The sequence below is a fragment of the Pedococcus sp. P2_D7 genome (assembly GCF_056404295.1).
Window position 1 is genome coordinate 299792 of record NZ_JBFUEH010000005.1, and the last position, 24124, is coordinate 323915.

Sequence of the window (24124 nt, forward strand, 5' to 3'; positions counted from 1 at the left end):
CACCATGAGCCAGCGATTCGTACTCACCCTCACGTGCCCCGAACGGCCAGGGCTCGTGCACGCCGTGACCTCGGTGCTCGTCCGGCAAGGGTGCGACATCACCGAGCACCAGCAGTTCGACGACCCGGTGCATGGACTTCTCTTCATGCGGACGAGCTTTGTCTCCCCGCAGGCCGGGCACCAGGAGATGGCGGCGGCCTTTGAGACGGTTGCCGCGGCATACGGCATGACGTGGCAGCTCCACGACGCCACCCGGCGGACGAGGGTGATGGTCATGGTCTCCAAGTTCGGGCACTGCCTCAACGACCTCCTCTACCGCTGGCAGGCGGGCAGCCTCGGAGCCGACATCGCGCTGGTGGTCTCCAACCACGAGGACCTGAGGTCGATTGCGGCATCCGCCGGGGTGCCGTTCATCCACGTGCCGGTGAGCAGCGAGGGCAAGAGTGCCGCTGAGGCGCGGCTGCTCGAGCTCGTCGACCGACATGAGGTCGACGTGGTCGTCCTCGCGCGCTACATGCAAGTGCTCTCCAACCAGCTCTGCAAGGAGCTTGAGGGCCGCGCGATCAACATCCACCACTCCTTCCTGCCCAGCTTCAAGGGAGCCAAGCCCTACCACCAGGCGTTTGCACGCGGGGTCAAGCAGGTCGGGGCAACCGCTCACTACGTAACGCCAGAACTCGACGAGGGACCGATCATCGAGCAGGAAGTGATCAGGGTGGACCACACCTACGGTCCTGAGGACCTCGTCACGGTCGGCCGCGACGCCGAGTGCATGGCCCTGGCCCGGGCCGTGCGGTGGCAGGGCGAACACCGGGTCCTGCTCAACAAGGATCGCACCGTCGTGTTCCGCTAGGCCGCCATGCCCGCGCCTTCGACGACTACGGCGACTACGGCGACGTGCCTGTGCAGGATGGCGACAAGGTCTGGATGCACCGGAACGGAGCGCGCGTCACGTTGAGCCCGACGCTTCGGGCCGATGTCTTCGTTGAGCGAGCCGCAGCCCAACTTTGCCCGACGCCTGCGTCGGGCCGGTGAGCATAGGGCGACCCCAGTCGGTTGCCGGCAGCGGGCGGGACGACAGCCGAAGGTCCCGTCCCGGGCTTGCTAACGGTTGACGACACGCATGTCCACCGAGTCGGCAACCTTGCGAGCCCTCCACCGGACCTTATGAAGGAGGTTGCAGAGTGACGACCTCGGCGTCACCGTAATGGAACTCCACCACCGTGCGCGGCGCGATCCTAGGACGCTCAATGCTGAATCGATGGAAATATGCATTGCCATTAGATGGTAATGCATGTAACTATACAGACCATGAGGCTGATCCATGACCGAGGCCGTCACACAACGGGAGGTCTCCGTGATTGAAGCGTTCAGCAAGAGCTATGCCGAGGCGCGCCGCCGTTTCCTCAATTTGGCGGCTGATCTAGGGGCTCGGCTCGAGTCGGTGCCCCACCCGACCGAGCGCGGCGCTGAAGGCGAGGAGCTGGCTATCGACCTCGCCACTTTTGGTGATCCGATGGCCCGCAAGACGTTCCTCGTCGTCTCGGGCACCCACGGCCAGGAGGGATTTCTCGGCTCGGCCCTACAACTTGAGCTTCTTCGCGACCTCAAGATTCCAGAGGGGGTCAACGTCGTGGTACTGCATGCGCTGAACCCGTGGGGCTTCTCACACCACTCGCGCACAGACGAGGACAACATCGACCTCAACCGCAATTTTCTCGACCACGACGTCCCGTTCCCCCGCAACGACCTCTACCGCGAGCTGTTCCCCACGCTGTGCCCTAATGACTGGACCGAGGAGACGAGCGACTGGAGCGGGGTCCTGGAGGAGATGGTGCGCGCCCATGGACCGCAGCAGATGATCACGGCCCTGTCGGGCGGCCAAGCCGTCGAGCCGACTGGCATCACCTATGTCGGGGACCGGCCGGCATGGTCGCACAAGGTCGTCGCCGACCTCCTGCCGCGGGTGCTGGCCAACGCCGAGAAGGTCGCCTTCATTGAATGGCACACCGGCATCGGCGAGTGGGGCGAGCTTGCGCACATCTGCAGCCTGCCCGCCGGGTCGCCGGGTCACGACCGGGTGATTGACTGGCTGGGGGAGTCGGCCCGCACCAGCTTCTCCTCCTCGGCCAGGATGTCGGAGGGGCACACCCCGTCATACACCGGCTTCTTCTCCGCCTGGCTGCCCAGCACCGCACCGTGGGCAGAGTGGTCCGGACTTCTGATCGAAGTCGGCACCTACGACAACCTGACGGTGCTCAACACCGTCCGCATCGACCGGTGGTTGAAGTACGCCACGGGCCAGACCTATACCTCGCGCGATGAGATGCTGGACCTAATGATGGAGGGGCTCAACCCCGCCGCGCCGGCCTGGCGTGAGGCCGCCATGACCAATGGGCTCGACGCCCAGAGGCGCATGCTCGAAGGACTGACGCAATGGTGACCGGCCGAGCCTTCCCACACCTGAACGACCTGCTGGTCCAGGCACTGCGCGCCCACTCGGCCAAGTCGTTGGTCGTCGAGGCCGACGGCACGACCTGGACCGGCGCGCAGCTCGAGACCGCGATCGCGCGGTGCGCCGCAGTGCTGGACGGACTCGGCCTTCAGTCCGGCGACCGGGTCGCGCTGCTCTCCGGCAACCGCATCGAGGTGCTGTTTGTGCAGCAGGCCGTCGCAGCGCTGGGCGGAGTCTTCGTGCCGCTGCATCCATTGGGGAGCCCGACTGACTTCGCGCACATCCTCGACGACGCAGCAGCCACCCACGTGGTCGTGGACTGCGCGCGGATCGACGAAATCACCGAAGCGGTGCAGATGGCCCGCAGCAGCGCTCGCGTCTTGAGCATCGGCGGCGGGGGACCTAGCGACCTGCTGGTGCTCATGGCTGCCGAGACCGCCACCGCCCTCGAGCTGCGTCCGACTGACCCCGAGGCGATCTGCCGCATCGTCTACACCGGGGGCACCACCGGTGTACCCAAGGCAAGCCAGGTCAGCTTTCGGAGCATGTCGACGATGTACGGCATCGAGCTCATGGACTGGCAGTGGCCCGACGAGATCCGCAACCTGCTGGCCGCTCCACTCAGCCATGCGGGTGGGGTGAACTTCCTGCCGACGATCGCGCAGGGGGGCACGCTCTACGTCCAGCAGTCCTTCGACGCTGGAGAGTTCCTCGCCGCGGTCGAACGGCACCGCATTACGTGTGCCCTGCTCGTGCCGACGATGATCAGCGCGATCCTCGACCACCCGCGGCTGCGCGAACACGACACCTCCAGCCTCGCCACGGTGTTCTACGGCGCCTCACCCATCTCCCCCCAGCGCCTCAAGGAAGCCATCGCCTGGTTCGGGCCCATCTTCTTCCAGTTCTACGGCCAAGCCGAGGCGCCGACCACCGTCTGTGTGATGCGGCGCGAGGAACACGACGTCACGTCCGAGGAACGCATGGCCTCCTGCGGACGCCCGGTCGCCGAAGCGGATGTGCGCCTGGTCGACCACGACGATGTGGAGGTGCCCGACGGACAACCGGGCGAGCTGTGCGTCCGCGGTCCCCTCCTGATGAGCGGCTACCTCAACCGACCCGAGGACACGGCGGAGGCGATGCGTGGCGGGTGGCTCCACACCGGCGACGTCGCGGTGCGCGATGCCGACGGCTTCCTGCGCATCGTCGACCGTGCCAAGGACCTCGTCATCACCGGCGGGTTCAACGTGTACCCCCGCAACGTAGAGGACGCCCTCGAGGAACATCCCGCCGTGGCAGCAGCGTCGGTCTTCGGCGCACCTGATGACTACTGGGGCGAGATCCTCGTGGCCGCGGTAGAGCTCCGCGACCCGAGCGTCACGGTCGAGGAGCTCAAGGCGCACGTGCGCAAACGCAAGGGCCCCGTCCAGACGCCCAAACGCATCGAGATCGTCGAGCGAATCCCCCTGACCCAGGTGGGCAAGCGGGACAAGAAGGCGCTCCGACGCGCCTTCGTCGAGCAGGAAGCACCCGAGACGAGCGGAGACAAGCGATGAGCACGACGACACACGGCCTGCGCGAACAACTCACCCGACTGATGGATGAGCGGCACGTCCCTGGGCTGCAGGCGGCGGTGCTTCGCCATGGCGAGGTGGTCGCCTCGGAGGTGCTCGGCTTGGCCAACCTCGAGCACGACGTAGCGGTGACCCGGGAGTCGGTGTTCTCCATCAACTCCATGGCCAAAGCGTTCACCGGCGTCGCCCTGATGCAGCTGGTCGAAGCCGGCGACCTCGACCTCGCGGCCCCGGTCTCGCGCTACCTCGATGCGCTGCCTGAGGCGTGGCAGCCGATCACGATCAGACAGCTCGCGACCCTCACCTCCGGGCTGCCAGAGATCATGGCATACGGAGCGGACAGCTCCGTCGGGCTGGTCGCGGCCGACGAGGAGGCGGCTTGGGCCGTCGTGCACGCCGCGCCCATGGAGTTCGAGTCCGGCCGTGGCTACAACTACGTCCAGACCAACTACGCCCTCCTCGGCAAGGTCATCGACCGGCTGAGCGGGAAGCCGTTTGTCGAATTCATCACCGAGCGCCAGTTCAACGTCGCCGGAATGACCCACACACGCTACGCCAACGACCACGACCTCATCCCTCACCGGGCCGACACCTACATGAGCATCAACGCCCAGGGTGAGCCAACCGGAAGTATCGACAAGAGCCGGCTGGACTGGCCGCACCTGCTCCGCACCGCGGCGGGACTGCACAGCACCGCCGACGACCTGGCCGCGTGGATGTCCGCGCTCGAGAGCGGTGCGTTGCTCTCCCAGGCAAGCCGCAACCAACTGTGGACTCCAGTGCCTGCCTTTGACGGCAGCCCAGGGCTATGGGGCATCGGGTGGCTCGTCTTTGAGCGGCCGCAGGGTCTGGTACCGGCGCCGGGCGGTGGCGGGAAGGCCCAGATCGCTCGCTACCCCGATGGGCTCACACTGATCGTGCTGACCAACCTGCTCGGCGCCTTCCCCGAGCACGTGGCGGTCGCCCACGGCAAGCCGATCGACCTCGCCTTCATGGATACCCTCGTTCCGTACTGCCCGCGCTGAACCCTCCGATGGAAAGGCTGACGAAGTGGACTTGGACTTGGATCGTGACCTCGTTGAGGCCACACAACAGGAGTTCGAGCGCCGTGGTGTCCACGCCCACCGCCAGCTCGCCGTCTCCCTCGAGGTGGAGCGGATCAACCGTCTAGTTCAGGTGGCCGCCCAGCCCGCGCTCGCAGCGGAGAACCTCACCTTCGCCGGCTGGCAGGCGCTGACCGCGCTCAGCTTCCATCCGGCCAAGCAGATGCCGACCGCCAAGCTGGCACTGCGCGTTGGGGCGCACCCGACTACCATCACCCGCACCGTCGACCGGCTCGAGCGCGGCAAGCTCGTCCGACGGTCACAGGGCAGCGACCGCCGGGTCACAGTCGTCAGGATCCTCCCCGCGGGGGAGTCCGCCCAGGAGGCGGTCGCCACCTCGATGGACAGCAGCCAGTTCGGACTCGGGGGCGTCTCGGCGGAATCGCTAGACGAGCTAGCAGCCATGCTCCGACAGGTCAGGCTGCTCGTCGAAGGGCGGATCGACACCTCCGACTGAGCCGGGTCCTACTAGGCACGTGATCGCCAGGGAGCCCGGTCCTACTGCAGGGCCGCGTAGAGCGTGAGCGGGACTCGGAGCACGTCGAGCACTTCGAGAGCCAGACCCGCACGCTCACTTGAAGATCATCCCAGGACCTCCGCCACCCATAGCGGCAAAGAACCAAGGAGATCCACGACCGGTCACGTCCCGCGTCCACCCTTCGACCCAAGCTCGAGAAGGCGCTCGCACCGACGACCGAGCGGGCTGTGTCGTCGATCACCCTGGAGATGATCCCGGCGTTGCGAAGCGTCGACCGTGAGGCTGTCGTCGTCGACGACGATATGCTCGTCGAGGCCGGGCTCGAGCGATCGACCACACCATCACCGGCTACGAGGGCGGACATCGAGGTGTCGGTGCTGCGACGAACCGACCACAAAAGGCGCGGGTCCCGGCATCTGCTACCTGCACGCCGTAGGCATCTTCCTTGGCGACCGGTTCCTGGGCTTGGCGCAGATCCTGCCTCGGGTCGTGCCGCACGACGCGGTGGCGGTGACGGTTGACTACCGGTTGGCGCCGGAGTTCCCGGATCCCTGCCCGGTCGAGGACAGCTACGCGGGTCTCGCCTGGGCCGCCGAGCACGCCGGCGAGCTGGCATCGACCCCGCGCGGCTGATCGTCGCCGGGGCCAGCGCCGGTGGTGGCCTCGCCGGCGGCACTGGTCTGCTCGCGAGAGATCGGCACGGCCCGCCGCTTCTGGGTCAGGTCCTGATGCACCCGATGCTCGACGACCGAGACCAGACCGGCTCGTCCGCGCAGTTCGACGGGGTCGGCGTGTGCGACCGCGCCAGCAACGTGACCGTCTGGTCGACGCTGCTGGGCGAACGGCGCGCCGGCGACGACGTCTCCATTTATGCGGCACCCGCCCGCGCCACCGACCTCTTCGGCCTTCCACCAGCGTTCATCGACTGTGGGTCGGCGGAGGTGTTCGTGACGAGGACGTCGCCTGCGCGGCGAGCCTGTGGCGCTGCGGCATCCAGGCCACGCTGCGCGTGTGGCCGGGCGGATTCCACGCCTTCGACCTGACGGCACCGGACACCCCCCTGGCCAAGGCGATGACGGCCGCGCGCGAGGCCTGGGTCAACCGGTTGTTCGCGATATAGCGTCCGCGGGCGGGCGCCCCGTCGACCTGGCACCTGTCCGACGTCGTCGCGACGCGAGCGAGAACGCCGCCGGCGCCAGGACCGGGCCGAGAGCGGCGCGGATGGTGTTGGGGAGCCAATTGTTGGTGGAGCAGTTCCTCCCGAGCGCGGTCGCGAATGCCTGGAACACCTCGACCAGGGCCGACGCACGGCTGGCGACGACCGCGACCACCACTGGCCGCCGGGACGACACCCCGGCCAGCAAGGTGACCGGAACCGTGAAGATCACGTTGGCCATCAGCTCGACCGCACCGAGCGTCGGGATGCTCCACTCTCGGCCGCGCAGCCGACCTCAAGGTCACGGTCGGACGGTGCGAGCGTCAGCAGCAGCGCGAGGGCAAACGGCCCCCCCGTGAGGGCCTCTTGCCATGAATGGCCGCGCCACCAGCAATCCACCGAGCAACGGCCAGCGGCCACGGGGCTAACAAGGTGGATTGAAATATCCAATCAATGGCTTGCGGATAGTTGGTAATGCATGTAACTTAGAAAACACCGCACATCGATCCTTTAGCGGGCCGTCGAGGGCCTACGCGCAGTTCCTCACATATCGCCACCGACGTTCCTGATCATGGCGCTCAAGGCCGCATCACGGCATCGCCTCGGCTTCAGAGGTCGAACGCACGCAGCTGAGGTGAAACGCCGGGCTCGACATCACGCGCACTAGCTGACAACCAACACGACGAGTAAGGCGGCAAGGCACATGAGTGGAACTGGTCCGTTCGTCTTCGAAGACGCAGTCGTCATCGACTCGGCCTGCGAGTTCGACTACTGGCGCACCCACCTGGACCAGTGGCAAAAGGGCGGCACGACCGTGTGCGTGCTCACGGTCGCGGCGCTCGGCGCTGCCCGGGAGGCCCTGTTCGCCTTCGGCAGGTGCTTCGAGTTCATCCGCAACACCCAGGGCATTCGACTGGCGACCTCGGTGGAAGAGATCCGGGCAGCCAAGGCCGCCGGTGAGATGGCGGTGGTGTTCCACTTCCAGGGCACTCGGCCGCTGGAGTACGAGCCCTCCCTGATCGAGGCCTACTGGCGGATGGGGCTGCGGATCGTGCAGGTCGCCTACAACCGTCGCGGGGTCATGTGCGACGGCTGCGAGGAGCCGCAGGACGCCGGGCTCAGCAAGCTCGGCGAGCAGATGCTCGCAGAACTGAACCGCCTCGGCATTCTGGTCGATGTCAGCCACACCGGATGGCGCTCAGCGCTGGAGGTCATCGAGGCGTCAAGCGCGCCGGTTATCGCCTCGCACTCGAACGCCTACGCCGTGCACGCGAGCACGCGCAACATCCCCGACGAGGTCATCAAGGCGATCGCCGCGAGCGGGGGAGTCATCGGCATGAACGGCCTGCCGTTCTTCGTCGCGGCCGACACCGCCCCCACGCTCGACCAGTTCATCGATCACATGGTCCACGTGGACAGCCTGGTCGGCACCGGTCACGTGGGCCTCGGCATCGACTACTGCCGCGGCACCCAGGTCGACGACGACGCGATGTTGACCATGGAGCAGTACGAGGGCCTCATCAAGGCACAGGTCTGGCGTCGGGAGACCTACCCGCCTCCGCCGTTCAATTTCCCTGACGGCCTCGGACAGGGCGGCCCGAGCGGCTTTCCCAAGCTCGCGGAGCGGATGCTCGAGCGCGGGTACACCGCCGAGGAGGTCCGCGGTGTCCTCGGGGAGAACTGGCTGCGGGTCTACGGCCAGGTCTGGTCCTGAGCTGACCTCATCGGCGACACCGCCGACCGGTGTGCGTCCGAACGTTTGGCTGCCTCCGCACTCATCCCAACAGATTGGAACCCTCATGACCCGCGTTGCCATCGTCGCCGGTGTCCGCACTCCTGTAGCGAAAAGGGACAAGTCTTACCGCGACGTCCACCCCGTCGATCTGCTCGCCGCTTCCTTCAACGGCGCCATCGCGGCCGCCGGGCTCAACCCGGCGGACGTCGACATGGGCCTCGTCGGTGCCACTGGCCAGGCCGGGGGACAAGCGCAGAACATTGGCCGCAACGCCTGGCTCTCGGTCGGCTTTCCGATGGCGGTGCCCATCTCCACCCTCGACGCGCAGTGCCCCTCCAGCCAGTTGGCCACCCATCTCGGCGCAGCCTCGATCGCGGCCGGGGACGCGTCGGTGGTCATCACCGGAGGCGTGGAGTCGCTGACTCGGGTGCCCATGGGCATCGCGACCGAGGTCGGTGAGGACGGCCCGTTCTCACCAAGCTTGTTCACTCACTGGGACATGCCGCACCAGGGTGAGGCCGCCGAGCGCGCCGCAGACAAGTACGGCATTACGCGCGAGGCGTGCGACGAGTATGGCGTCCGCTCGCACCTCGCCGCGCACGCGGCCTGGGAGCGCGGCGCGTTCAACGACGAGATCGTGCCCGTCACGGTCGACGGCACCGTCCTGCTGGACCGCGACGAAGGCATCAGGCCGGACTCCAACGTCGACAAGGCCCGCACGCTGCCATCCGTCTACCGGTCCGACGGTGTGAACAACGCCGCCAACTCCAGCCAACTCTCCGATGGCAGCGCGGCGATGGTCCTAGCCTCCGAGGAGGCCTGCGCCCGCCTCGGCCTGAGCCCGCTCGCCTGGATCCGGTCGACGAGCTGGGTGGGCAACGACCCCGACATCATCTTCGACGGCCCCAACTACGCGACCGCCAAGATCCTCGACCGAACCGGGCTCACCCTCGACGACATGAGGCTCATCGACGTCCACGAGGCATACGCGGTCCCGGTCCTGATCTTCCAGGAGCACTTCGGCGTGAGCCTGGACCGCGTCAACCTCGACGGCGGTGCCATCAGCATTGGTCACCCGTTCGGCGCGACGGGAGCCCGGCAGTTGCTCCACCTCGCCCACGCGCTGCGTGCCGCCGGTGGGGGCATCGGGCTCTCCACGATGTGTGGCGGCGGAGGAATCGCAACCGCCACCGTGATCGAGTCGGCTGGATGACCTGACCGACCCAACAGGAATCGAGGAAATGAGGAGTGGTTGTCATGCTACGAGAACTGGCTCGGTTCGCGTTGAGCAGGGTGATCATCGGGGTCTCGGCGTTGCTTGTATCGTCCTTTGTGGTGTTCGGAGGGCTTGACCTGGCCCCCGGCAGCCCGACCGACTTTCTTCTCGGCAACCGGCCGGCGTCGCCCGAACTGGTCGCCCAGGTTCGAGAGCAGTACCACCTGGACGAACCGTTCCTCAGCCGATACGGACTCTGGCTCCGCGACGCTGTACACGGTGATTTTGGGGCGTCGGCCATCCAGCATCGTTCTGTCGGGACCATGCTGGCTGACGGCATCCCTATCACTCTTCAGATCGTTGGGATGAGCCTGATTCTGGTTCTCGTGGTGGGGATGATCTTCGGAACCATCGCCGCCTACCGAGGCGGCCTGGTGGACGACCTCGTCGTGGCTTCGACGAGCGTGCTCAGTGCCACGCCCGCCTTCGTGGCGGCGCTGATCTTGGTCTTCTTCTTTGGAGTCGAGCTCGGCTGGCTCCCAGTGTTTGGAGCAGGTGAGCCGGGAGCCGACCGAGTGGTCCACTTGCTGCTCGCGTGTGTCGCACTGGCGCTCGCGTGGATCCCGCTCGTTACGCAGACCGTCCGCTCGGCCCTGGCCAAGCAGTTGAGTAGCGAGTACGTCGAGACAGCAAGGGCTCGAGGATTCGGCTCTGGGCGCATCTTCTGGCGGCATGTCCTTCCCAATGCGCAGCGGCCGATTCTCACCGCACTCGGTCTGGCGGTCACGGGCCTGCTGGCTTCGTCTGCGCTAGTTGAGGTCGTGTTTCAGTTGCCCGGTGTCGGAGCATTGCTGATCTCCTCCGTGACGTCGCGCGACTTTCCGCTAGTCCAGGCGACGTGTCTGTTCTTGGTCAGTGCTTTCGTCGTGGTGAACATCGCGGTGGAGTTCGCTACCTGGCTGCTCGATTCGCCCACTGTGGTGTCAGGAGTTCAGGCATGAGCGCGGGGGTGATGCTCGAGGCGCAGGAGCCTGTGGCCCACGGCGGATCGCGGGGGTTCGACGTCGTCGGCATTCTCGCGTTGTCCGGGGTGGGCCTTTTCGTCTTGCTCGCAATCGCTGGCCCGTGGTTGACCCCCCAAGACCCGGGTGCTGGAAGCCTGATCCAGGCCAATCTGGGTAGTGATTCAAGCCACCTGCTGGGGTATGACGGTCTAGGCCGCGACATCTTCTCAAGGCTGTTAGCCGGAGCCCGAACGAGCTTTCTCGGCCCCCTTGTGGTCGCCACCATCGTCACGGTGCTGGGAACCTCTCTGGCCTTTCTGGCGGCTTGGGTCCGCACACTTGGACTGGTGCTTTCGGGAGTCACCTCCGTGATGTTCGCCTTCCCGGGCCTGCTCATCGCGGCACTCGCCGCAAGCGTGTTCTCGCCTGGATTGGTCGCGGCCGTGATCGCCCTCAGTTTGGCCTACACGCCGCACATGATTCGACTTGTGCGAAGCGTCGCCGAAGAACAGATCGCAAAGGACTACGTCCTCGCGTTGCGGATCCAAGGGATGTCGGTCCCAAACATCACATTGCACCATGTCCTTCCGAACCTGCGGACATTCGTGTTAGGGCAAGCGTCCGTGACGCTAGCGTGGTCGACCGTCGACTTGGCGGCGCTCTCCTTCCTTGGCCTGGGCGTGCAGCAACCCGCCGTGGACTGGGGAGTCATGGTGGCCGAGGGGAAGACAGGCGTTCTGCAGGGCTATCCCACCGCATCAATCGCGGCCGGATTGTGCCTAGTGGTTGCGGTCGTGAGCTTCATCGTCGTCGGACATCGCCTCACCCGACGTGCCGAGGAGGTTGCGCGATGAGCATGCTCAGCATTGAGGGACTGACACTGACGGTCCCGCAAGGCCGTGGCCGCCGCGAACTTCTTCGCGGAATCGACCTGACGATCGGCGAAGGCGAAACCCTGGGACTTGTCGGTGAGTCGGGTTCGGGGAAGTCTCTCACTGCTCGCGGGGCCATCGGACTCTTCCCACGACGAGCGGCGGTCAGCGGATCCATTCGATTCGACGGTCGGGAAGTCCTGACGATGCCTCGGCACGCACTACGAGGATATCGCGGAAGTGAAGCGGCGATGATCTTCCAGGATCCACGGGCCCACATCAATCCAAGGCAACGCATTGGCGACTTCCTCTGTGAAGGCATGACCGTCATGGGCAACCTGCCCCGCCCAGAGGCAACCAAGCGTGCCACCGCACTGCTGGAGCGCGTGGGCATTCCTGACCCCGAGCGCCGCCTGCGCCAACGGCCACGTGAGCTGTCCGGCGGGCTCCTCCAGAGAGTCATGATTGCCAGCGCGCTCGCAATGCATCCGCGCCTGCTGATCGCTGATGAGGCCACGACAGCTCTGGACGTGTCCACCCAGAACGACGTACTGCATCTGATCAAGGAGCTTCAAGCAGAGGCGGGAATCTCGCTGATACTCATTACGCACAATCTCGACATCGCCGCCGCGGTATGCGATCGGACGGCTGTCATGTATGCCGGCGAAATCGTGGAGACCGCCTCGAGCGTCGGCCTTCACCGGGTCCCGCGTCATCCCTACACGGTGGGACTTCTCGGAGCCCGACCCGATGCCACGGAGCGCCACGACCGGCTGGCCGTGATCCCGGGACGACCCATCGGTGCGTTTGAGGCCCCCGCCGCGGCATGTTCTTTCGCTAGTCGGTGTCCGCACGTCGCCGATGTGTGTCACGGCGCTCACCCGCTTCCGGACCCATACCCGGGTGGCTCGGCGCGATGTCTGCGGGTGGCCGAGATTGCCGCCACGGGGACCGGGGTTGAGTCATGAGTGATGAACAGCGTCTGGTCGTCCAGGGGGCGACGAAGAGATTCGGTGACGTCGTGGCTGTCGACGACGTGTCCTTCACGCTAGGCGAGAGGGAGTCGCTTGGTGTTATCGGTGAGTCCGGATCCGGCAAGACGACTCTTGCGCGCATGGTCCTGGGGATCGAAGGGCCGACGTCGGGTCGGATCACGATCTGCGGGTACCGGCGGCCACACCGGATGCGCACTGGTGATTGGCGCCGGCAGGCGAAACTGGTTCAGGTGGTGTTCCAGGACCCCTACGCGAGTCTCGATCCATCACAATCGGGACGCGGCGCGGTGGACGAGATCTTGCGGCTTCATGAGCCATCCATGGACTCCCGGCAACGCGAGATCCGGGTGGGTGAGCTCGCGGAGACGGTGGGCCTCACGGAGCGGCAGTTCGGAGCAATTCCCCGTGACCTTTCGGGCGGGCAACGCCAGCGAGTCGCCATAGCGAAGGCACTGGCGCCGGCACCAGCCGTGATCATCCTCGATGAAGCGGTCTCGGCGCTGGACGTCTCGATCCAAGCCCAAGTGCTCAACCTCCTCAACGACATCCGCGAGCACGCATCGACGAGTTTCCTGTTCATCACCCACGACCTCGCGGTTGCCCGCCAAGTGACGGACCGCTGCTTGGTGATGAGGCGGGGCCGTGTTGTCGAAGAAGGCCCTACGTCTCAACTGCTCGACCATCCTCGGCACGAATACACCATTCGACTCGTCGCCAGCGTGCCTCGGGAGGGCTGGCGCCCAGTACCCCCGGACCCAAGCGATGGCCGCGTGGGATCAACCATCTACATAGGAGAGAAACGATGAGTAGTCGCCCGTCAGCAACCAGGCGCCTCGCCGTCTGGTTCACAGCAGCCACCGCCGCGGTTGCCCTTGGAGGGTGCAGTGGTCGATCTCATGCGCCGAACACGACTGAGCGTCCGACCTTCGACAAGCCGCCGGCGGCCAAGGGCCAGGTTGACTCGCTCACCTGGGCGACCCGCGGCGAGCCCGGGACCTTGGACTCCGCCAGCGCCTTCGGAGGCAACAGCCTGGTGATCTTGGGCAACGTCTGCGAAAGCTTGGTCAGCATGGCCGCGGACAACAGCATCGAGCCACTGCTCGCCTCGAAGGTAGATCACGCCGACCCGACGACGTACGTCTTCACCCTGCGCACCGACGTCAAGTTCTTCGACGGTTCACCGATGACGGCCGATGACGTCGTCTTCAGCCTCAAGCGCACGATCGACCCGACGGCCGGCTCGTTCTTCGGCAGCTACGGGAAGAACGTCGCGTCTGTCGAGGCGACCGGGACCAACCAGGTCACGGTCAAACTCAAGAAGGCAGACCCCGTCTTTTATCAGATGCTTGCCAGCCCGATGGGCCAGGTAGTCGAGAAGAAGTACGTCGTAGCGGCCGGCAAGGCCTATGGCACGGCGACGTCGTTGCCCATGTGCACAGGTCCCTACGAGGTTACATCCTGGGAGTCCGGGCAATCCATCTCGGTTAAGGCTAATCCGGACTGGTGGAAGGGCGACAAGCAGCTGACCAAGAGCGCGAAGTTCGTCTTCGCGACGGACGACGCGACGCTGAGCGCTGGACTCAAGACCGGCGAGATCGACGGTACGTTCTACCCCCCAGCCTCTTCATTGGGAGCGCTCGCGGCATCTAAGAGTCTCAACGTCTACACGGGACCGTCCACGACCTTCGATGCACTTGTCGTTACCCACCCCGGCGGCGTCATCGGCAACCCGAAGATCCGCGAAGCCATTCGGTTGATCATCGACTACAACGGCGCTGCTCAGGCGCTGTTCAGCGGCCACGCCGAGGCACTGAAGGCCCTGGCTCCGAGCGGATCGTGGGGCCCAGAGGGCTCGGAGGTGTTCAACATCTACAAGAAGGCCTACGACGAGCTCCCAGGCGGCAAGCAGGACCTAAAAGCAGCGAAGGAAGCCGTCAAGGCTTCCGGACAGGCGAATCCGACGGTCGTTCTGGCAGTTCCCAGCTTCTTGCCAGACTACGCGGCGTTCTCACATTCGTTTGCGGCCACCGCCAAGGAGGTCGGGCTGAACGTGGAGGAGAAGTCACTTCCGCAGGCGGACTTCTACGCTCTCTATTCCGATGCCAAGGCGCGCGCCAAGTACGACCTCTTCTCCACCCAGTGGCTCGGTTTCGCAGCAGACCCGACTGAGCTTTACTCGGCCGTCGGCATTCCTGGTGGCTCCGCAAACTTTGGCGGGTACGAGAATCCGGATCTCACCAAGCTCATTGAAGAAGCCTCAGCAACTGATGATGCGGTCGAGCGAGCCAAGATCGTGGTCAAGGCACAGGCGCTGATCATGGCCGACCTTCCGTGGATTCCGTACGTGTATGAGTACCAGGCCTTGACGCTCAACAAGCGACTTGCAGGTACGGCTATCGCGTCGCCACGGTGGGAGTACACCCCGTGGCTCGCTCAGACCGGATCGGCCACGTAAGGGCCGCACCAGACCACTCGGCACTCGTGCACCCGGCGGGTTCGACTCTTCCGCGTTGTTCACGGAGGTGAACCCGCCGGGTCTTGTCAGTTCTGCACACTCAAGGAGACCAAATGGACATCAGGAACACCGCTGCGATTGTCACCGGTGCCGCTTCGGGGTTGGGTGCGGCTACCGCCGAAGCACTTGCGGTCAAGGGGGCACACGTGTTCGGAGTCGACCTGAACATCGACAACGCGTCGGCGATTGATGGCGTGACATACGTGTCGGCCGACGTGGCGAATGCGGACGATGTTCGCGCCGCGGTTGTCCAAGCCGCTGCGGGGGCGCCGCTTCGAACGGTCGTCAACTGCGCTGGGATCGGCCCTTCAGCTCGTATCGTCGGCAGCAAGGGCACTCACGATCTCGATCTCTACGCCAAGGTCATCCGCGTGAATCTGCTCGGCACCTTCACTGTTCTCGCCACTGCTGCGGCGGCGATGGCGGCAACAGAGCCTGACAACCAGGGGCAGCGCGGTGTCGTGATCAACACGGCGTCCATTGCTGCGTTCGACGGCCAAGTTGGCCAGGCGGCCTACGCGTCGTCGAAGGGTGGAGTCGTCGGGCTGACGCTTCCTGCGGCTCGTGACCTTGCGCAGCACGGGATCCGGGTTATGACGATTGCCCCTGGAGTCATGCTCACTCCGCTGCTCATGACTGTGTCGGACGACGTCCGTGCCGACCTCTCTGCGGGCGTCCCGTTCCCGACGCGGCTCGGCGACCCCTCGGAGTTCGCGCACCTCGCGCTGGCGATTGTTGAGAACGACTACCTCAACGGCGAAGTCATCCGGATCGATGGGTCATTGCGAATGGCACCGCGTTGAGGAACCTCGACCTCGATCTCGCGGCCGTCGATCCTGACGTGCATCGCACCATCGGTGCCGCGCTTGACCGCCAGCAGATGACGCTGGAGATGATCGCCTCGGAGAACATCGCGCCAGTTGCGGTAATGCAGGCCCAAGACTCGGTGCTGACCGACAACTACGCCGAGGGCTACCCGGGTCGCCGCAACTACGGCGGCTGCGAGAACGTGGAGTCGGTCGATCCGCTCGCGATCGACCGCGTGAAGGAGCTCATGACGGCGGCCGCGCGCCCCGATCGCACGGTCGATTCTGCGTTCATCGGTGCAGTCACCGGGACCGTCATGGAGTCGATCCAGCGTGGCGAGCTCGGCGTACTGACCGCGCTGGCCGACGCCCAGGCCCATCGGCTGCTCGCCGATCTCATGGTGGCCGGGATGACCGGCAGTCCCGCCGGCGCACGTGAGGAGTAGCCGGTGACCGCGCTCGCCCTCGGCCGGAGGTCCGGCCCGCTCCGCGGTGTCCGTGTCGTGGAGATCGGCGGGATCGGACCGGGGCCGCACGCCTGCATGCTGCTCGCCGACCTCGGCGCCGAGGTGATCCGCATCGAGAGGCCGGGTGGGCAGGCGCTCGGCGGCGGGGCCGACGACCTGCTGACCCGTGGCCGGCCGTCGGTGGTACTCGACCTCAAGCGGCCCGAGGCGATCAACGTCGTTCTGCGACTCGTCGAGGCGGCGGATATGCTCATCGAGGGGCTGCGCCCCGGCGTCGCAGAGCGACTCGGGTTCGGCCCTGAGCAGTGTCACGAAGTCAACGAGAGACTCGTCTACGGACGCATGACCGGATGGGGCCAGGATGGGCCGCTCGCGGCGTACGCCGGCCACGACCTGACCTACATCGCGACCTCGGGAGCCCTCTACGGGCTGGGCCAGGCATCGGGGCGCCCACACTTCCCCGCGAACCTCTTGGGCGACTTTGGCGGCGGTTCCGCCTACCTAGTGATCGGCGTCCTTGCCGCCCTCCAAGAAGCGAGAAGCAGCGGACGGGGCCAGGTGGTCGACGCGGCCATCGTCGACGGCGTCTCGCACCTGAGCGCTATGGCGTGGGGCTGGCTGGCCTCGGGTGCCTCGGTCGAGAACCGCGCCGCCAACCTGCTCGACGGCGGTGCGCCCTTCTACGATGTCTATGAGACCGCGGACGGTAGGCACATGGCCGTCGCTGCGCTCGAGCCGAAGTTCTTCCAGACCTTCATCGTCCTGCTCGGGGTCGCCGACACGTGTCCTCCGCAGGACGACGCGACAGGCTATGCCGAGATGCGCGAGCTGTTCGTCTCGACATTCGCCACCCGGACGATGTCAGAGTGGGCGGAAATCTTCGAGTACACCGACGCGTGCGTCGCGCCGGTGCTGCGGCCGAGCGAGGCGGCTCGGCATCCGCACCTACGTGCCCGCGGGACATTGGTCGACCGCGACGGCCGCGTCGAGCCGGGGTCTGCGCCGCGGTTCAGTCGCACCGACGGCGAGATCGGCAGTCCTCCGACCGCGGTGGGCGCCTCGACGCGAGCCGCGCTCTCGGCGTGGGGGATCGAGGACGTGGAAGCCCTGATCGAGTCCGGCGTGGCCGTGTAGGTCTTAGGGCCACGCGGGGCTGGAGATCAGCTTCTCGGTGCAAGAAGTACCTCGATCAGTTGCCCCCGTCTCCTCGCCGGGGCCGAGCCGTGCGATGGTCGCAGCCTCCTGGTCGAGGTGCTCGTCGAAGCCGGCGCCGAGGCTGCCCCGAAAGGATGAGCGCGCGGCGCCCGCGGCGACGGCCGGTCCGCGCGAGCCGGGCGGCCATGCTCTCGGCCGCGCCCTGAAGGTCTGCCTCCTCGACGGCCGTGATGGCGATGCCGAGCGAGACAGCCTCGCCTCCCGGCACGCGACGCGATGCGAGCATGAGGTCCAGCGCAGGCATGGGCTGAAGTCCCGCACACCCCGTTCAGGATGCTCCGTGCCCACCGCGTGTCGCAGTGGTGACAAGCGAAAGCGCAGGCCGGTCGGACGGCGGCCTCGGTTTGTAGATCCGTCGCGAGAGGGCTCGAACGTTCGACCCCTTCACCTGCCGAGATGCAGATGTCGTGGACACGGAGAGGTAGTTTCACGCTGTTGCCGACCCATTGCCCAACCCGAGTCGGCGGTACCTCGGCGCGACGGAGGGGCCTTCTCTACCTTTCAAGAGCACGACACTATGACCTCGGCTTCTCCGGGCGACCTTCCGATCTTCAGGCAGAGGCGGCTACGCAAGCCACAGGGCCTTTGGGAGTCTGCGTGCCACAACTCATGCGTCAACTGTCGACGGCACCTGTACTACTGGCTTTGTGCCCCCGTTGTGCCCCCGGGCCGCGGCACCCCGCACTGCATGCACTCGCAAGTCACGGCTTGAGCACGTTTTCACTCCTTGCTCGAACTTTTGGAAGCCTTCGCAATGAGCAGGGCACCGACGAGCGACTGGCACGTAGAGCCATGCTGCGATAGGCCGCTGGGCTCGTGACTGATGTGGCGTGTGCTCCATTTGTGCCCCTAGGTTCAGCGCTACGCGCCTCCCGCGTCTGGGCCCCGTGTCCAACCACATGTGGCCGCTGGCGTATGCGGGTCGGTGCTTATGGCAAATCTGCGGCGCCGTGGCCCACACGCCGTATGCGGGAACGCAGCGAGCTGCATCCTCAACGCATCGCAAGGCGTAGTGGTCGGGGACCGGCTAGGTCCTTGACAGCCATTCGGCCGTCCCTAGGGCAAACTCGTCGACGGGCAAGACACCAACGCCAGTCGGCAGGGTCCCGAGCAGGGGGGCGTTGGCTACCTGCGAGAGGTCGAGCAGGTTCGACCGCTCGGCAAGGCCGGGGTCTGCTGGGTAGGAGCCGACCACGATGCCGAGCAGGGGGAGGCCACGGGAGGCGAGGGCTTCGGCGGTGAGGGCGGTGTGGTTCAGGGTCCCGAGTCTTGGGCTGGCCACGAGGACGTAGCCGATGCTGATTCCGTTGGAGCGCAGTGCGGTTCCGATGTCGGCCACGGTCCCGCCGTGGCTGTCGAGGTGGACGAGCAGCCCGCCGGCGCCTTCGACGAGGACGACGTCGACCTTGTTCGCGATGGCGGCGATGGAGCGTGCGTGCTCGACGACGCTCGGCAGAGTGACGTCTTGCAGTCGCGCGGCGGTGTCCGGTGCGAGTGGCGCCTGTAGTCGGACGAACTCGTGGAAGGTGACTCCGGGGTCTTCGCCGAGGAGTTGCTGCACGACCTGGAGGTCGCCGTCCTCGTCTGCTGTGACACCGGTCTGCAGCGGCTTCACCACTGCGACGGTTGCTCCTCGTCTGCGCAGCGTGACGGTGAGAGCGGCTGTCACCACTGTCTTCCCGACTCCTGTGCTGGTGCCCGTGACGAAGACGACCCTGGGAAGCGAAATCGGTTCAGACATCAGTGACCAGTCCGCGAAGGACCTCGACGGCGTGGTCGAGCACGTCCGGACTATGGTCGGCATGGGCGGTCAGGCGAAGTCGCGAGCTGCCGTCCGGCGTGGATGGTGGCCGGAAGCAGCCGATGCGTATGCCGCGTTCCTCGGCGTGGGCGACGGCTGCGAGTGCTTCGGCTGGGCCGGGCATGGTGACTGACAGGACCGCGCCCGCGGGTGTGGCGACACCACACGCTTCAGCGAGCAGCGCTGAGTTCGCTCGAGCCGCGGCGGGCAGGTGGGTGTCCCGGGCCAGGACGTCGAGGGCCCCGAGGGCGGCGCCGGCGGCGGCCGGCGCGAGCCCGGTGTCGTAGATGAACGGGCGTGCGGTGTTGACGAGGTGATCGCGCACAGCCTCGTGGGCCAGGACCGCTCCTCCTTGGGCTGCAAGCGATTTCGACAACGTCACCGTCACCACGACGTGGGCGCTCGCAGTGATACCGGCCTGTGCGGGGCCGCCCTCACCTCGTTCGCCCACCACGCCGAGACCATGGGCGTCGTCAACCAGGAGGACTGCGTCGAACTCGACGCCTAGGTCCGAGAGCTGCCGCAACGGCGCCGCGTCGCCGAGGACCGAGTAGACCGACTCCACCACGACGATCGCCCGCGACTGCGTGCGTTCGGCGAGCAGCTCGCGGACATGGTCGAGGTCGTTGTGGCGGCTGACGGCCACGGTGGCGCGGCTCAGGCGGGCTCCGTCGATGAGGGAGGCGTGCGCGTGGGCGTCGGAGACGATGAGGGTGTCGGGGTCGGCCAACGAGGTGAGGACCGCGAGGTTGGCGTGGTAGCCCGTCGACAGCACAAGCGCCGACGGGGCGCCGGTGAGCAGGCACAAGGCACGCTCCAGCTGTTCGTGGATCTCCAGGGTCCCGGTGACGAGCCGGGACGCCCCAGCCCCGCCGCCGTAGGTCTCTGCGGCGGCGACGGCGCCAGCGATCACGGCGGGGTGGCGGCGCAGTCCCAGGTAGTCGTTGCCCGCCAGGTCGACCAGCTCACCGGACTTGAACGGCCTGACCTGCCGGCGCAGCCCCCGGCGGTCACGCTCGGAGGCACGGTCGGCCAGCCAGTCGAGGAACACGCTCACTGGTGCATCCTCTCAGCCGTGAACCGTGGCCACGGCCTGCACCATGGCGTCGCAGATCGTGCTCAGGTCCTCGGAGGTCGTGACGTACGGCGGCATCGCGTAGACGAGGTCGCGGAACGGGCGGACCCACACCCCTCGCTCCAGCGTCGCTGCCGTGAGCTCGGCGACACGGGCCGGCTCGCGCAGCTGGATCACGCCCGCTCCGCCGAGGACCCGGACGTCGGCCACGGCGGGAAGGTCCTGCGCGGGCTTGAGGCCGGCCGTCAGTCCGGTCTCCAGGTCGCTCACCTGGGCGGCGAAGTCGTTGTCCTGCAACAGGGTGAGGCTGGCCAGCGCGACCGAGCAGGCCAACGGGTTGGCCATGAACGTCGGCCCGTGCATCAGCGCGCCTCCGGCCCGTTCGCTGCTCACGCCCTCGGCCACCTCGTCGGTGCACAACACGGCCGCCAGGGAGAGGTAGCCGCCGGTCAGGGCCTTGCCGACGCACAGGATGTCCGGGACGACCGCGGCACGCTCCAGCGCGAACATGGTGCCGGTGCGCCCGAACCCGGTGGCGATCTCGTCGAGGATCATCAAGGCGCCGTGCTCGCGCGCCAGGTCGGCAAGGACCTGCACCACGTGGGGGCTGTGGAACCGCATCCCGCCGGCACCTTGGAGCAGTGGCTCCAGGATGACGGCGGCAACCTCGTGCGCGTGCTCCGCGTAGAGAGTGCGGGTCTGGCGCTCCCAGGCCGCCATGGCCGGATCGTCAGCCGGGACGTCGATGCCGGGCGGCGGAGTGGGGGCGAAGACGTGCTGGGGGAGTAAGCCGGTGAACAGCGAGTGCATCCCTCCGACGGGGTCGGTCACCGACATCGGGTTGAACGTGTCGCCGTGGTACCCGCCGCGGATGGTGAAGAATCGAGTGCGCCGGGTGCCGGCGCCGACGTGGAACTGCAGTGCCATCTTCATGGCCACCTCGACGGACACCGAGCCCGAGTCCGCGAAGAACACCCGCTGAAGAGCGGGTGGTGTCAGCTCGACGAGTCGCTCGGCCAGCCGGACCGCAGGCTCATGGGTCAGGCCGCCGAACATGACGTGGCTCATACGGTCCAGCTGGGCGCGGGCTGCCTCGTCGAGCTGTGGCACGGCGTAGCCGTGGATCGCACACCACCACGACGACATCGCATCGATGGCGTCCAGGCCTGAACCGTCCGGCATACGCAACGACAGCCGCACGCCCGACGCCGACTCCACGAGGTATGCCGCCGAGGCAGTCCCAGCGGAGGAGTACGGGTGCCAGACATGGTCCCGGTCGAAAGCCATCAAGCGGTCGCCGTCTGTCATCGCGTCAGCCATCAGCGAGGGTCTCTCCGTGCACTGCGCACTGCGCGGACCAGCCCCGCGGCAGGACCTGCACCTTCATCCGCCGACGGCACTGGCCGCAGAACCGAGGCGGCTCCAGCGCCAAGGCAGGGTCGCACGCAGAGTGGTCCCCTTGCTCCCGCGCCTGACCGCAGCGGCCGCACCACAGGTCTCCGACCGGCATGCCCATCCCGCTCTCAGAACGTCTCGCTCAGGGCCTTGATCGGCATCCCGAGGTCCGCGAGCAGGCTGAGGTCTTCCTTCGGGTCCCGGCCAAGGGTGGTGAGGTAGTTGCCGACGATGACGGCGTTGATCCCGCCGAGCAGTCCGTCACGGGTGCCCAGGTCTCCCAGGGTGAGCTCCCGTCCGCCGGCGTACCGCAGGATCGTGCGCGGCAGCGCGAGACGGAACGCGGCAATCGTGCGCAAGGCGTCCTTGGAGTCCATGACCGGCAGGTCGCCGAAGGGGGTGCCGGGACGCGGGTTGAGGAAGTTGAGCGGCACCTCGTGCGGGGCCAGCTCTCCCAGCTGGGCGGCCAGCTCGGCCCGCTGCTCGAGCGTCTCGCCCATCCCGACCAGGCCGCCGCAGCACAGCTCCATCCCGGACTCCTTCACCATCAGGCAGGTGTCCCACCGCTCCTCGAACGAGTGCGTGGTCACCACCTGCGGGAAGAACGAGCGCCCGGCTTCGAGGTTGTGGTTGTAGCGGTGCACGCCCATGTCGACCAGGTCGTCGACCTGGTCCTGGCTGAGCATGCCCAAGGAGGCCGCGACCTGGATGTCGACCTCCGCCTTGATCGCTGCGACGCCATCGCGCATCTGGGCCATCAACCGAGCATCCGGTCCACGCACCGCGGCGACGATGCAGAACTCGCTCGCCCCGGTCTCACGGGTCTGCCGCGCCGCGCGGACCAGCTCGGGGATGTCGAGCCACACCGAGCGCACCGGAGAGCTGAACTGGCCGGACTGGCTGCAGAAGTGGCAGTCCTCCGGGCAGCCGCCCGTCTTGATGGAGACGATGCCCTCCACCTCGACCTCAGGTCCGTTGAACGCCAGCCGGACCTGGTGGGCAAGAGCCAGCAGATCCTCAAGCTTGTCGTCCCGGGTCCGCAGCACGTCGAGGATCTGGCCGTAGGTCAGCGGTTCGCCACGATCCAACACCTGCTCGCGAGCGACCTGGAGGATGTCGGCACTGACGGTTGCCTCAGCAGTCATGCAGGGATTCTGGCGCAGCGGCGTGGCGGGGGCGGATCGATCTCACACCCCGAACGTGGCACACGAGTATGAGCGCGGGCGTGATGTTGCTGATCAACGACAGCCCGTGCCGAGGACGTCTCCGGCGCGTCCGCCACGAACCTTGCCCCTCACTTCACTGGGTCGGCGATGATCACGCGGGCGGGGGGCGGCAACAAGGGGCGCCCAACGAGGTGGTGCGCGACGAGGGCCGTGATGTGGGCGGGGGTGAGCGGCTTCGCAATGTAGTGGTTGGCGCCGGCCAGCCGGCCCGCATCGCTCTCGACCTGTGAAGTGAGGTCGCTGATCAGGATCACCGGAACGTCTGCGAGGTGGCGCTGCCGACGGATCCACCAGCACAATTCGATCCCACCAAGGCCGGGCAGTTGCACGTCGAGGAGGACCACGCTCGGGTAAAGGTCGGCCAGCATCTCGATGGCCTCTCGTCCGTCCTCAACCGATACCGATTCAAGACCAGCCAGGCCCACAGCCGCGGACAGTGTTGCGCGAACGTTCGCATCATCGTCGGCGATCAAGGCGAAAGACTGGTTGGGGGGACGGTGCATCCCAGCCGCGCCCTTTCGCACGGCGTCAGGGCGGCTCATGCGCCATCAACGACGAGGGCACAGTGCAGGCCTCTTGCAATCTTCCCGCGAAGATGCGGCCCCAGCGGATTCACAATCGATGATCCCCAACCGACTTAACATCACCCACGTCACCCGGATGTCGTTGTACAACTTTCCGTTGCTACGTAAAGGGCGTGGCTCAAAGGTGTCAGATTGTGACTACATGGAATTAGACAGCACAACGGCATCGCTACGGTCGGGTACCTCCCTGATAATGGTGTGACGTGGCTCACGCGCGTCGACTCCGCGCAAACATGACACCCGAATCACGCTCTATCGCGCGCGGGCCGTAAGCGGCGCGCCGGGTCGCAGCACCCCCGGACATTGATGGCGAGTGACGACGGGCTGGAGTCTGTCCGCCGTTGCCGTGGGTGGCCGGGCGAGAATCTCGACGTGTTCCGGCTGCGCGTGCGTGTGCGCCGAGCCGACCGCGGCCCGCTCGGACGGCTGCTTCGCGCACGACGCAGAGGGTCCGG

General features: G+C 66.6%; 22 protein-coding genes and 1 pseudogene. 16 read left to right on the forward strand and 7 right to left on the reverse strand.

Translation table 11 applies throughout. From position 1 onward, the window contains the following. The first annotated feature begins 4 nt into the window (after positions 1-4). The 6 genes and pseudogenes from purU to AC1DWJ_RS13860 all read left to right on the forward strand — a co-directional run bounded on the left by purU (position 5) and on the right by AC1DWJ_RS13860 (position 6650). Positions 5-853 (forward strand): formyltetrahydrofolate deformylase, encoded by an 849-nt coding sequence (purU, locus tag AC1DWJ_RS13835; RefSeq protein ID WP_477621080.1) that lies wholly within the window; start codon positions 5-7, stop codon positions 851-853. A 471-nt stretch (positions 854-1324) separates the two neighbouring features. After that, the gene (locus AC1DWJ_RS13840) at positions 1325-2443 is read left to right on the forward strand and encodes a DUF2817 domain-containing protein (protein ID WP_477621081.1); all 1119 of its coding nucleotides are present in this window, start codon (positions 1325-1327) and stop codon (positions 2441-2443) included. Next, the gene (locus AC1DWJ_RS13845; RefSeq protein WP_477621082.1) at positions 2437-4008 is read left to right on the forward strand and encodes an AMP-binding protein; all 1572 of its coding nucleotides are present in this window, start codon (positions 2437-2439) and stop codon (positions 4006-4008) included. Before AC1DWJ_RS13840 ends, AC1DWJ_RS13845 begins: the two co-directional genes overlap by 7 nt. Continuing rightward, the gene (locus AC1DWJ_RS13850) at positions 4005-5051 is read left to right on the forward strand and encodes a serine hydrolase domain-containing protein (RefSeq protein ID WP_477621083.1); all 1047 of its coding nucleotides are present in this window, start codon (positions 4005-4007) and stop codon (positions 5049-5051) included. The genes AC1DWJ_RS13845 and AC1DWJ_RS13850 overlap by 4 nt, the downstream gene beginning before the upstream one ends. 25 nt (positions 5052-5076) lie before the next feature. After that, a complete protein-coding gene (locus AC1DWJ_RS13855; RefSeq protein ID WP_477621084.1) occupies positions 5077-5586 on the forward strand; it encodes a MarR family winged helix-turn-helix transcriptional regulator in 510 nt (169 codons plus the stop codon). 297 nt (positions 5587-5883) lie between these two features. Further along, positions 5884-6650, forward strand: a pseudogene (locus AC1DWJ_RS13860) (alpha/beta hydrolase fold domain-containing protein). Between the two features lie 54 nt (positions 6651-6704). Here AC1DWJ_RS13860 and AC1DWJ_RS13865 read toward each other — a convergent pair. Beyond that, positions 6705-7004: a hypothetical protein gene (locus AC1DWJ_RS13865; RefSeq protein WP_477621085.1), complete on the reverse strand. Its 300-nt coding sequence runs from the start codon at positions 7002-7004 to the stop codon at positions 6705-6707. 462 nt (positions 7005-7466) lie between these two features. Here AC1DWJ_RS13865 and AC1DWJ_RS13870 point away from each other — a divergent pair, with 462 nt between their 5' ends. From AC1DWJ_RS13870 to AC1DWJ_RS13915, 10 genes are all read left to right on the forward strand, one after another. Continuing rightward, complete coding sequence (locus AC1DWJ_RS13870; RefSeq protein ID WP_477621086.1) at positions 7467-8477, forward strand: dipeptidase; 1011 nt, start codon at positions 7467-7469, stop codon at positions 8475-8477. 85 nt (positions 8478-8562) lie between these two features. Next, positions 8563-9711, forward strand: coding sequence for a thiolase family protein (locus AC1DWJ_RS13875; protein ID WP_477621087.1), 1149 nt, complete (start codon positions 8563-8565; stop codon positions 9709-9711). Between the two features lie 44 nt (positions 9712-9755). After that, the gene (locus AC1DWJ_RS13880; protein ID WP_477621088.1) at positions 9756-10715 is read left to right on the forward strand and encodes an ABC transporter permease; all 960 of its coding nucleotides are present in this window, start codon (positions 9756-9758) and stop codon (positions 10713-10715) included. After that, positions 10712-11572: an ABC transporter permease gene (locus AC1DWJ_RS13885; RefSeq protein WP_477621089.1), complete on the forward strand. Its 861-nt coding sequence runs from the start codon at positions 10712-10714 to the stop codon at positions 11570-11572. Before AC1DWJ_RS13880 ends, AC1DWJ_RS13885 begins: the two co-directional genes overlap by 4 nt. Further along, a complete protein-coding gene (locus AC1DWJ_RS13890; protein WP_477621090.1) occupies positions 11569-12558 on the forward strand; it encodes an ABC transporter ATP-binding protein in 990 nt (329 codons plus the stop codon). The genes AC1DWJ_RS13885 and AC1DWJ_RS13890 overlap by 4 nt, the downstream gene beginning before the upstream one ends. Further along, on the forward strand, positions 12555-13391 hold the full coding sequence (locus AC1DWJ_RS13895) for an ABC transporter ATP-binding protein (protein ID WP_477621091.1): 837 nt from the start codon (positions 12555-12557) through the stop codon (positions 13389-13391). The genes AC1DWJ_RS13890 and AC1DWJ_RS13895 overlap by 4 nt, the downstream gene beginning before the upstream one ends. Further along, on the forward strand, positions 13388-15040 hold the full coding sequence (locus tag AC1DWJ_RS13900) for an ABC transporter substrate-binding protein (RefSeq protein ID WP_477621092.1): 1653 nt from the start codon (positions 13388-13390) through the stop codon (positions 15038-15040). The genes AC1DWJ_RS13895 and AC1DWJ_RS13900 overlap by 4 nt, the downstream gene beginning before the upstream one ends. Positions 15041-15153: 113 nt before the next feature. Further along, entirely contained in the window at positions 15154-15903 is a 750-nt protein-coding gene (locus AC1DWJ_RS13905; protein WP_477621093.1) for an SDR family NAD(P)-dependent oxidoreductase, read from the forward strand. Next, positions 15900-16352, forward strand: a complete 453-nt coding sequence (locus tag AC1DWJ_RS13910) for a hypothetical protein (RefSeq protein WP_477621094.1) — start codon at positions 15900-15902, stop codon at positions 16350-16352. Before AC1DWJ_RS13905 ends, AC1DWJ_RS13910 begins: the two co-directional genes overlap by 4 nt. A 3-nt stretch (positions 16353-16355) precedes the next feature. Beyond that, entirely contained in the window at positions 16356-17507 is a 1152-nt protein-coding gene (locus tag AC1DWJ_RS13915) for a CaiB/BaiF CoA transferase family protein (protein ID WP_477621095.1), read from the forward strand. A 1108-nt stretch (positions 17508-18615) separates the two neighbouring features. On the opposite strand, the gene bioD is transcribed toward AC1DWJ_RS13915, so the two are convergent. From bioD to AC1DWJ_RS13945, 6 genes are all read right to left on the reverse strand, one after another. After that, the gene (gene bioD, locus AC1DWJ_RS13920) at positions 18616-19329 is read right to left on the reverse strand and encodes a dethiobiotin synthase (protein ID WP_477621096.1); all 714 of its coding nucleotides are present in this window, start codon (positions 19327-19329) and stop codon (positions 18616-18618) included. Further along, on the reverse strand, positions 19322-20446 hold the full coding sequence (locus AC1DWJ_RS13925; protein WP_477621097.1) for an 8-amino-7-oxononanoate synthase: 1125 nt from the start codon (positions 20444-20446) through the stop codon (positions 19322-19324). The genes bioD and AC1DWJ_RS13925 overlap by 8 nt, the downstream gene beginning before the upstream one ends. A 12-nt stretch (positions 20447-20458) precedes the next feature. Then, positions 20459-21784, reverse strand: coding sequence for an adenosylmethionine--8-amino-7-oxononanoate transaminase (locus AC1DWJ_RS13930; protein ID WP_477621098.1), 1326 nt, complete (start codon positions 21782-21784; stop codon positions 20459-20461). After that, positions 21777-21980, reverse strand: a complete 204-nt coding sequence (bsaP, locus tag AC1DWJ_RS13935; protein WP_477621099.1) for a biotin synthase auxiliary protein BsaP — start codon at positions 21978-21980, stop codon at positions 21777-21779. Before bsaP ends, AC1DWJ_RS13930 begins: the two co-directional genes overlap by 8 nt. 7 nt (positions 21981-21987) lie before the next feature. Beyond that, on the reverse strand, positions 21988-23004 hold the full coding sequence (gene bioB / locus AC1DWJ_RS13940) for a biotin synthase BioB (protein WP_477621100.1): 1017 nt from the start codon (positions 23002-23004) through the stop codon (positions 21988-21990). Positions 23005-23153: 149 nt separating this feature from the next. Beyond that, positions 23154-23558 (reverse strand): response regulator, encoded by a 405-nt coding sequence (locus AC1DWJ_RS13945; RefSeq protein ID WP_477621101.1) that lies wholly within the window; start codon positions 23556-23558, stop codon positions 23154-23156. Positions 23559-24124 lie beyond the last annotated feature (566 nt).

What these genes read in the sequence shown, in the direction of transcription:
- AC1DWJ_RS13900 (WP_477621092.1), top strand. Translation starts at nt 13,388, where the DNA reads ATGAGTAGTCGCCCGTCAGCAACCAGGCGCCTCGCCGTCTGGTTCACA.
- AC1DWJ_RS13905 (WP_477621093.1), top strand. Translation starts at nt 15,154, where the DNA reads ATGGACATCAGGAACACCGCTGCGATTGTCACCGGTGCCGCTTCGGGG.
- AC1DWJ_RS13890 (WP_477621090.1), top strand. Translation starts at nt 11,569, where the DNA reads ATGAGCATGCTCAGCATTGAGGGACTGACACTGACGGTCCCGCAAGGC.
- AC1DWJ_RS13840 (WP_477621081.1), top strand. Translation starts at nt 1,325, where the DNA reads ATGACCGAGGCCGTCACACAACGGGAGGTCTCCGTGATTGAAGCGTTC.
- bioB (WP_477621100.1), bottom strand. Translation starts at nt 23,004, where the DNA reads ATGACTGCTGAGGCAACCGTCAGTGCCGACATCCTCCAGGTCGCTCGC.
- bioD (WP_477621096.1), bottom strand. Translation starts at nt 19,329, where the DNA reads ATGTCTGAACCGATTTCGCTTCCCAGGGTCGTCTTCGTCACGGGCACC.
- AC1DWJ_RS13865 (WP_477621085.1), bottom strand. Translation starts at nt 7,004, where the DNA reads ATGGCCAACGTGATCTTCACGGTTCCGGTCACCTTGCTGGCCGGGGTG.
- purU (WP_477621080.1), top strand. Translation starts at nt 5, where the DNA reads ATGAGCCAGCGATTCGTACTCACCCTCACGTGCCCCGAACGGCCAGGG.
- AC1DWJ_RS13930 (WP_477621098.1), bottom strand. Translation starts at nt 21,784, where the DNA reads ATGGCTGACGCGATGACAGACGGCGACCGCTTGATGGCTTTCGACCGG.
- AC1DWJ_RS13875 (WP_477621087.1), top strand. Translation starts at nt 8,563, where the DNA reads ATGACCCGCGTTGCCATCGTCGCCGGTGTCCGCACTCCTGTAGCGAAA.
- AC1DWJ_RS13895 (WP_477621091.1), top strand. Translation starts at nt 12,555, where the DNA reads ATGAGTGATGAACAGCGTCTGGTCGTCCAGGGGGCGACGAAGAGATTC.
- AC1DWJ_RS13845 (WP_477621082.1), top strand. Translation starts at nt 2,437, where the DNA reads ATGGTGACCGGCCGAGCCTTCCCACACCTGAACGACCTGCTGGTCCAG.
- AC1DWJ_RS13880 (WP_477621088.1), top strand. Translation starts at nt 9,756, where the DNA reads ATGCTACGAGAACTGGCTCGGTTCGCGTTGAGCAGGGTGATCATCGGG.
- AC1DWJ_RS13850 (WP_477621083.1), top strand. Translation starts at nt 4,005, where the DNA reads ATGAGCACGACGACACACGGCCTGCGCGAACAACTCACCCGACTGATG.
- AC1DWJ_RS13885 (WP_477621089.1), top strand. Translation starts at nt 10,712, where the DNA reads ATGAGCGCGGGGGTGATGCTCGAGGCGCAGGAGCCTGTGGCCCACGGC.
- AC1DWJ_RS13870 (WP_477621086.1), top strand. Translation starts at nt 7,467, where the DNA reads ATGAGTGGAACTGGTCCGTTCGTCTTCGAAGACGCAGTCGTCATCGAC.
- bsaP (WP_477621099.1), bottom strand. Translation starts at nt 21,980, where the DNA reads ATGGGCATGCCGGTCGGAGACCTGTGGTGCGGCCGCTGCGGTCAGGCG.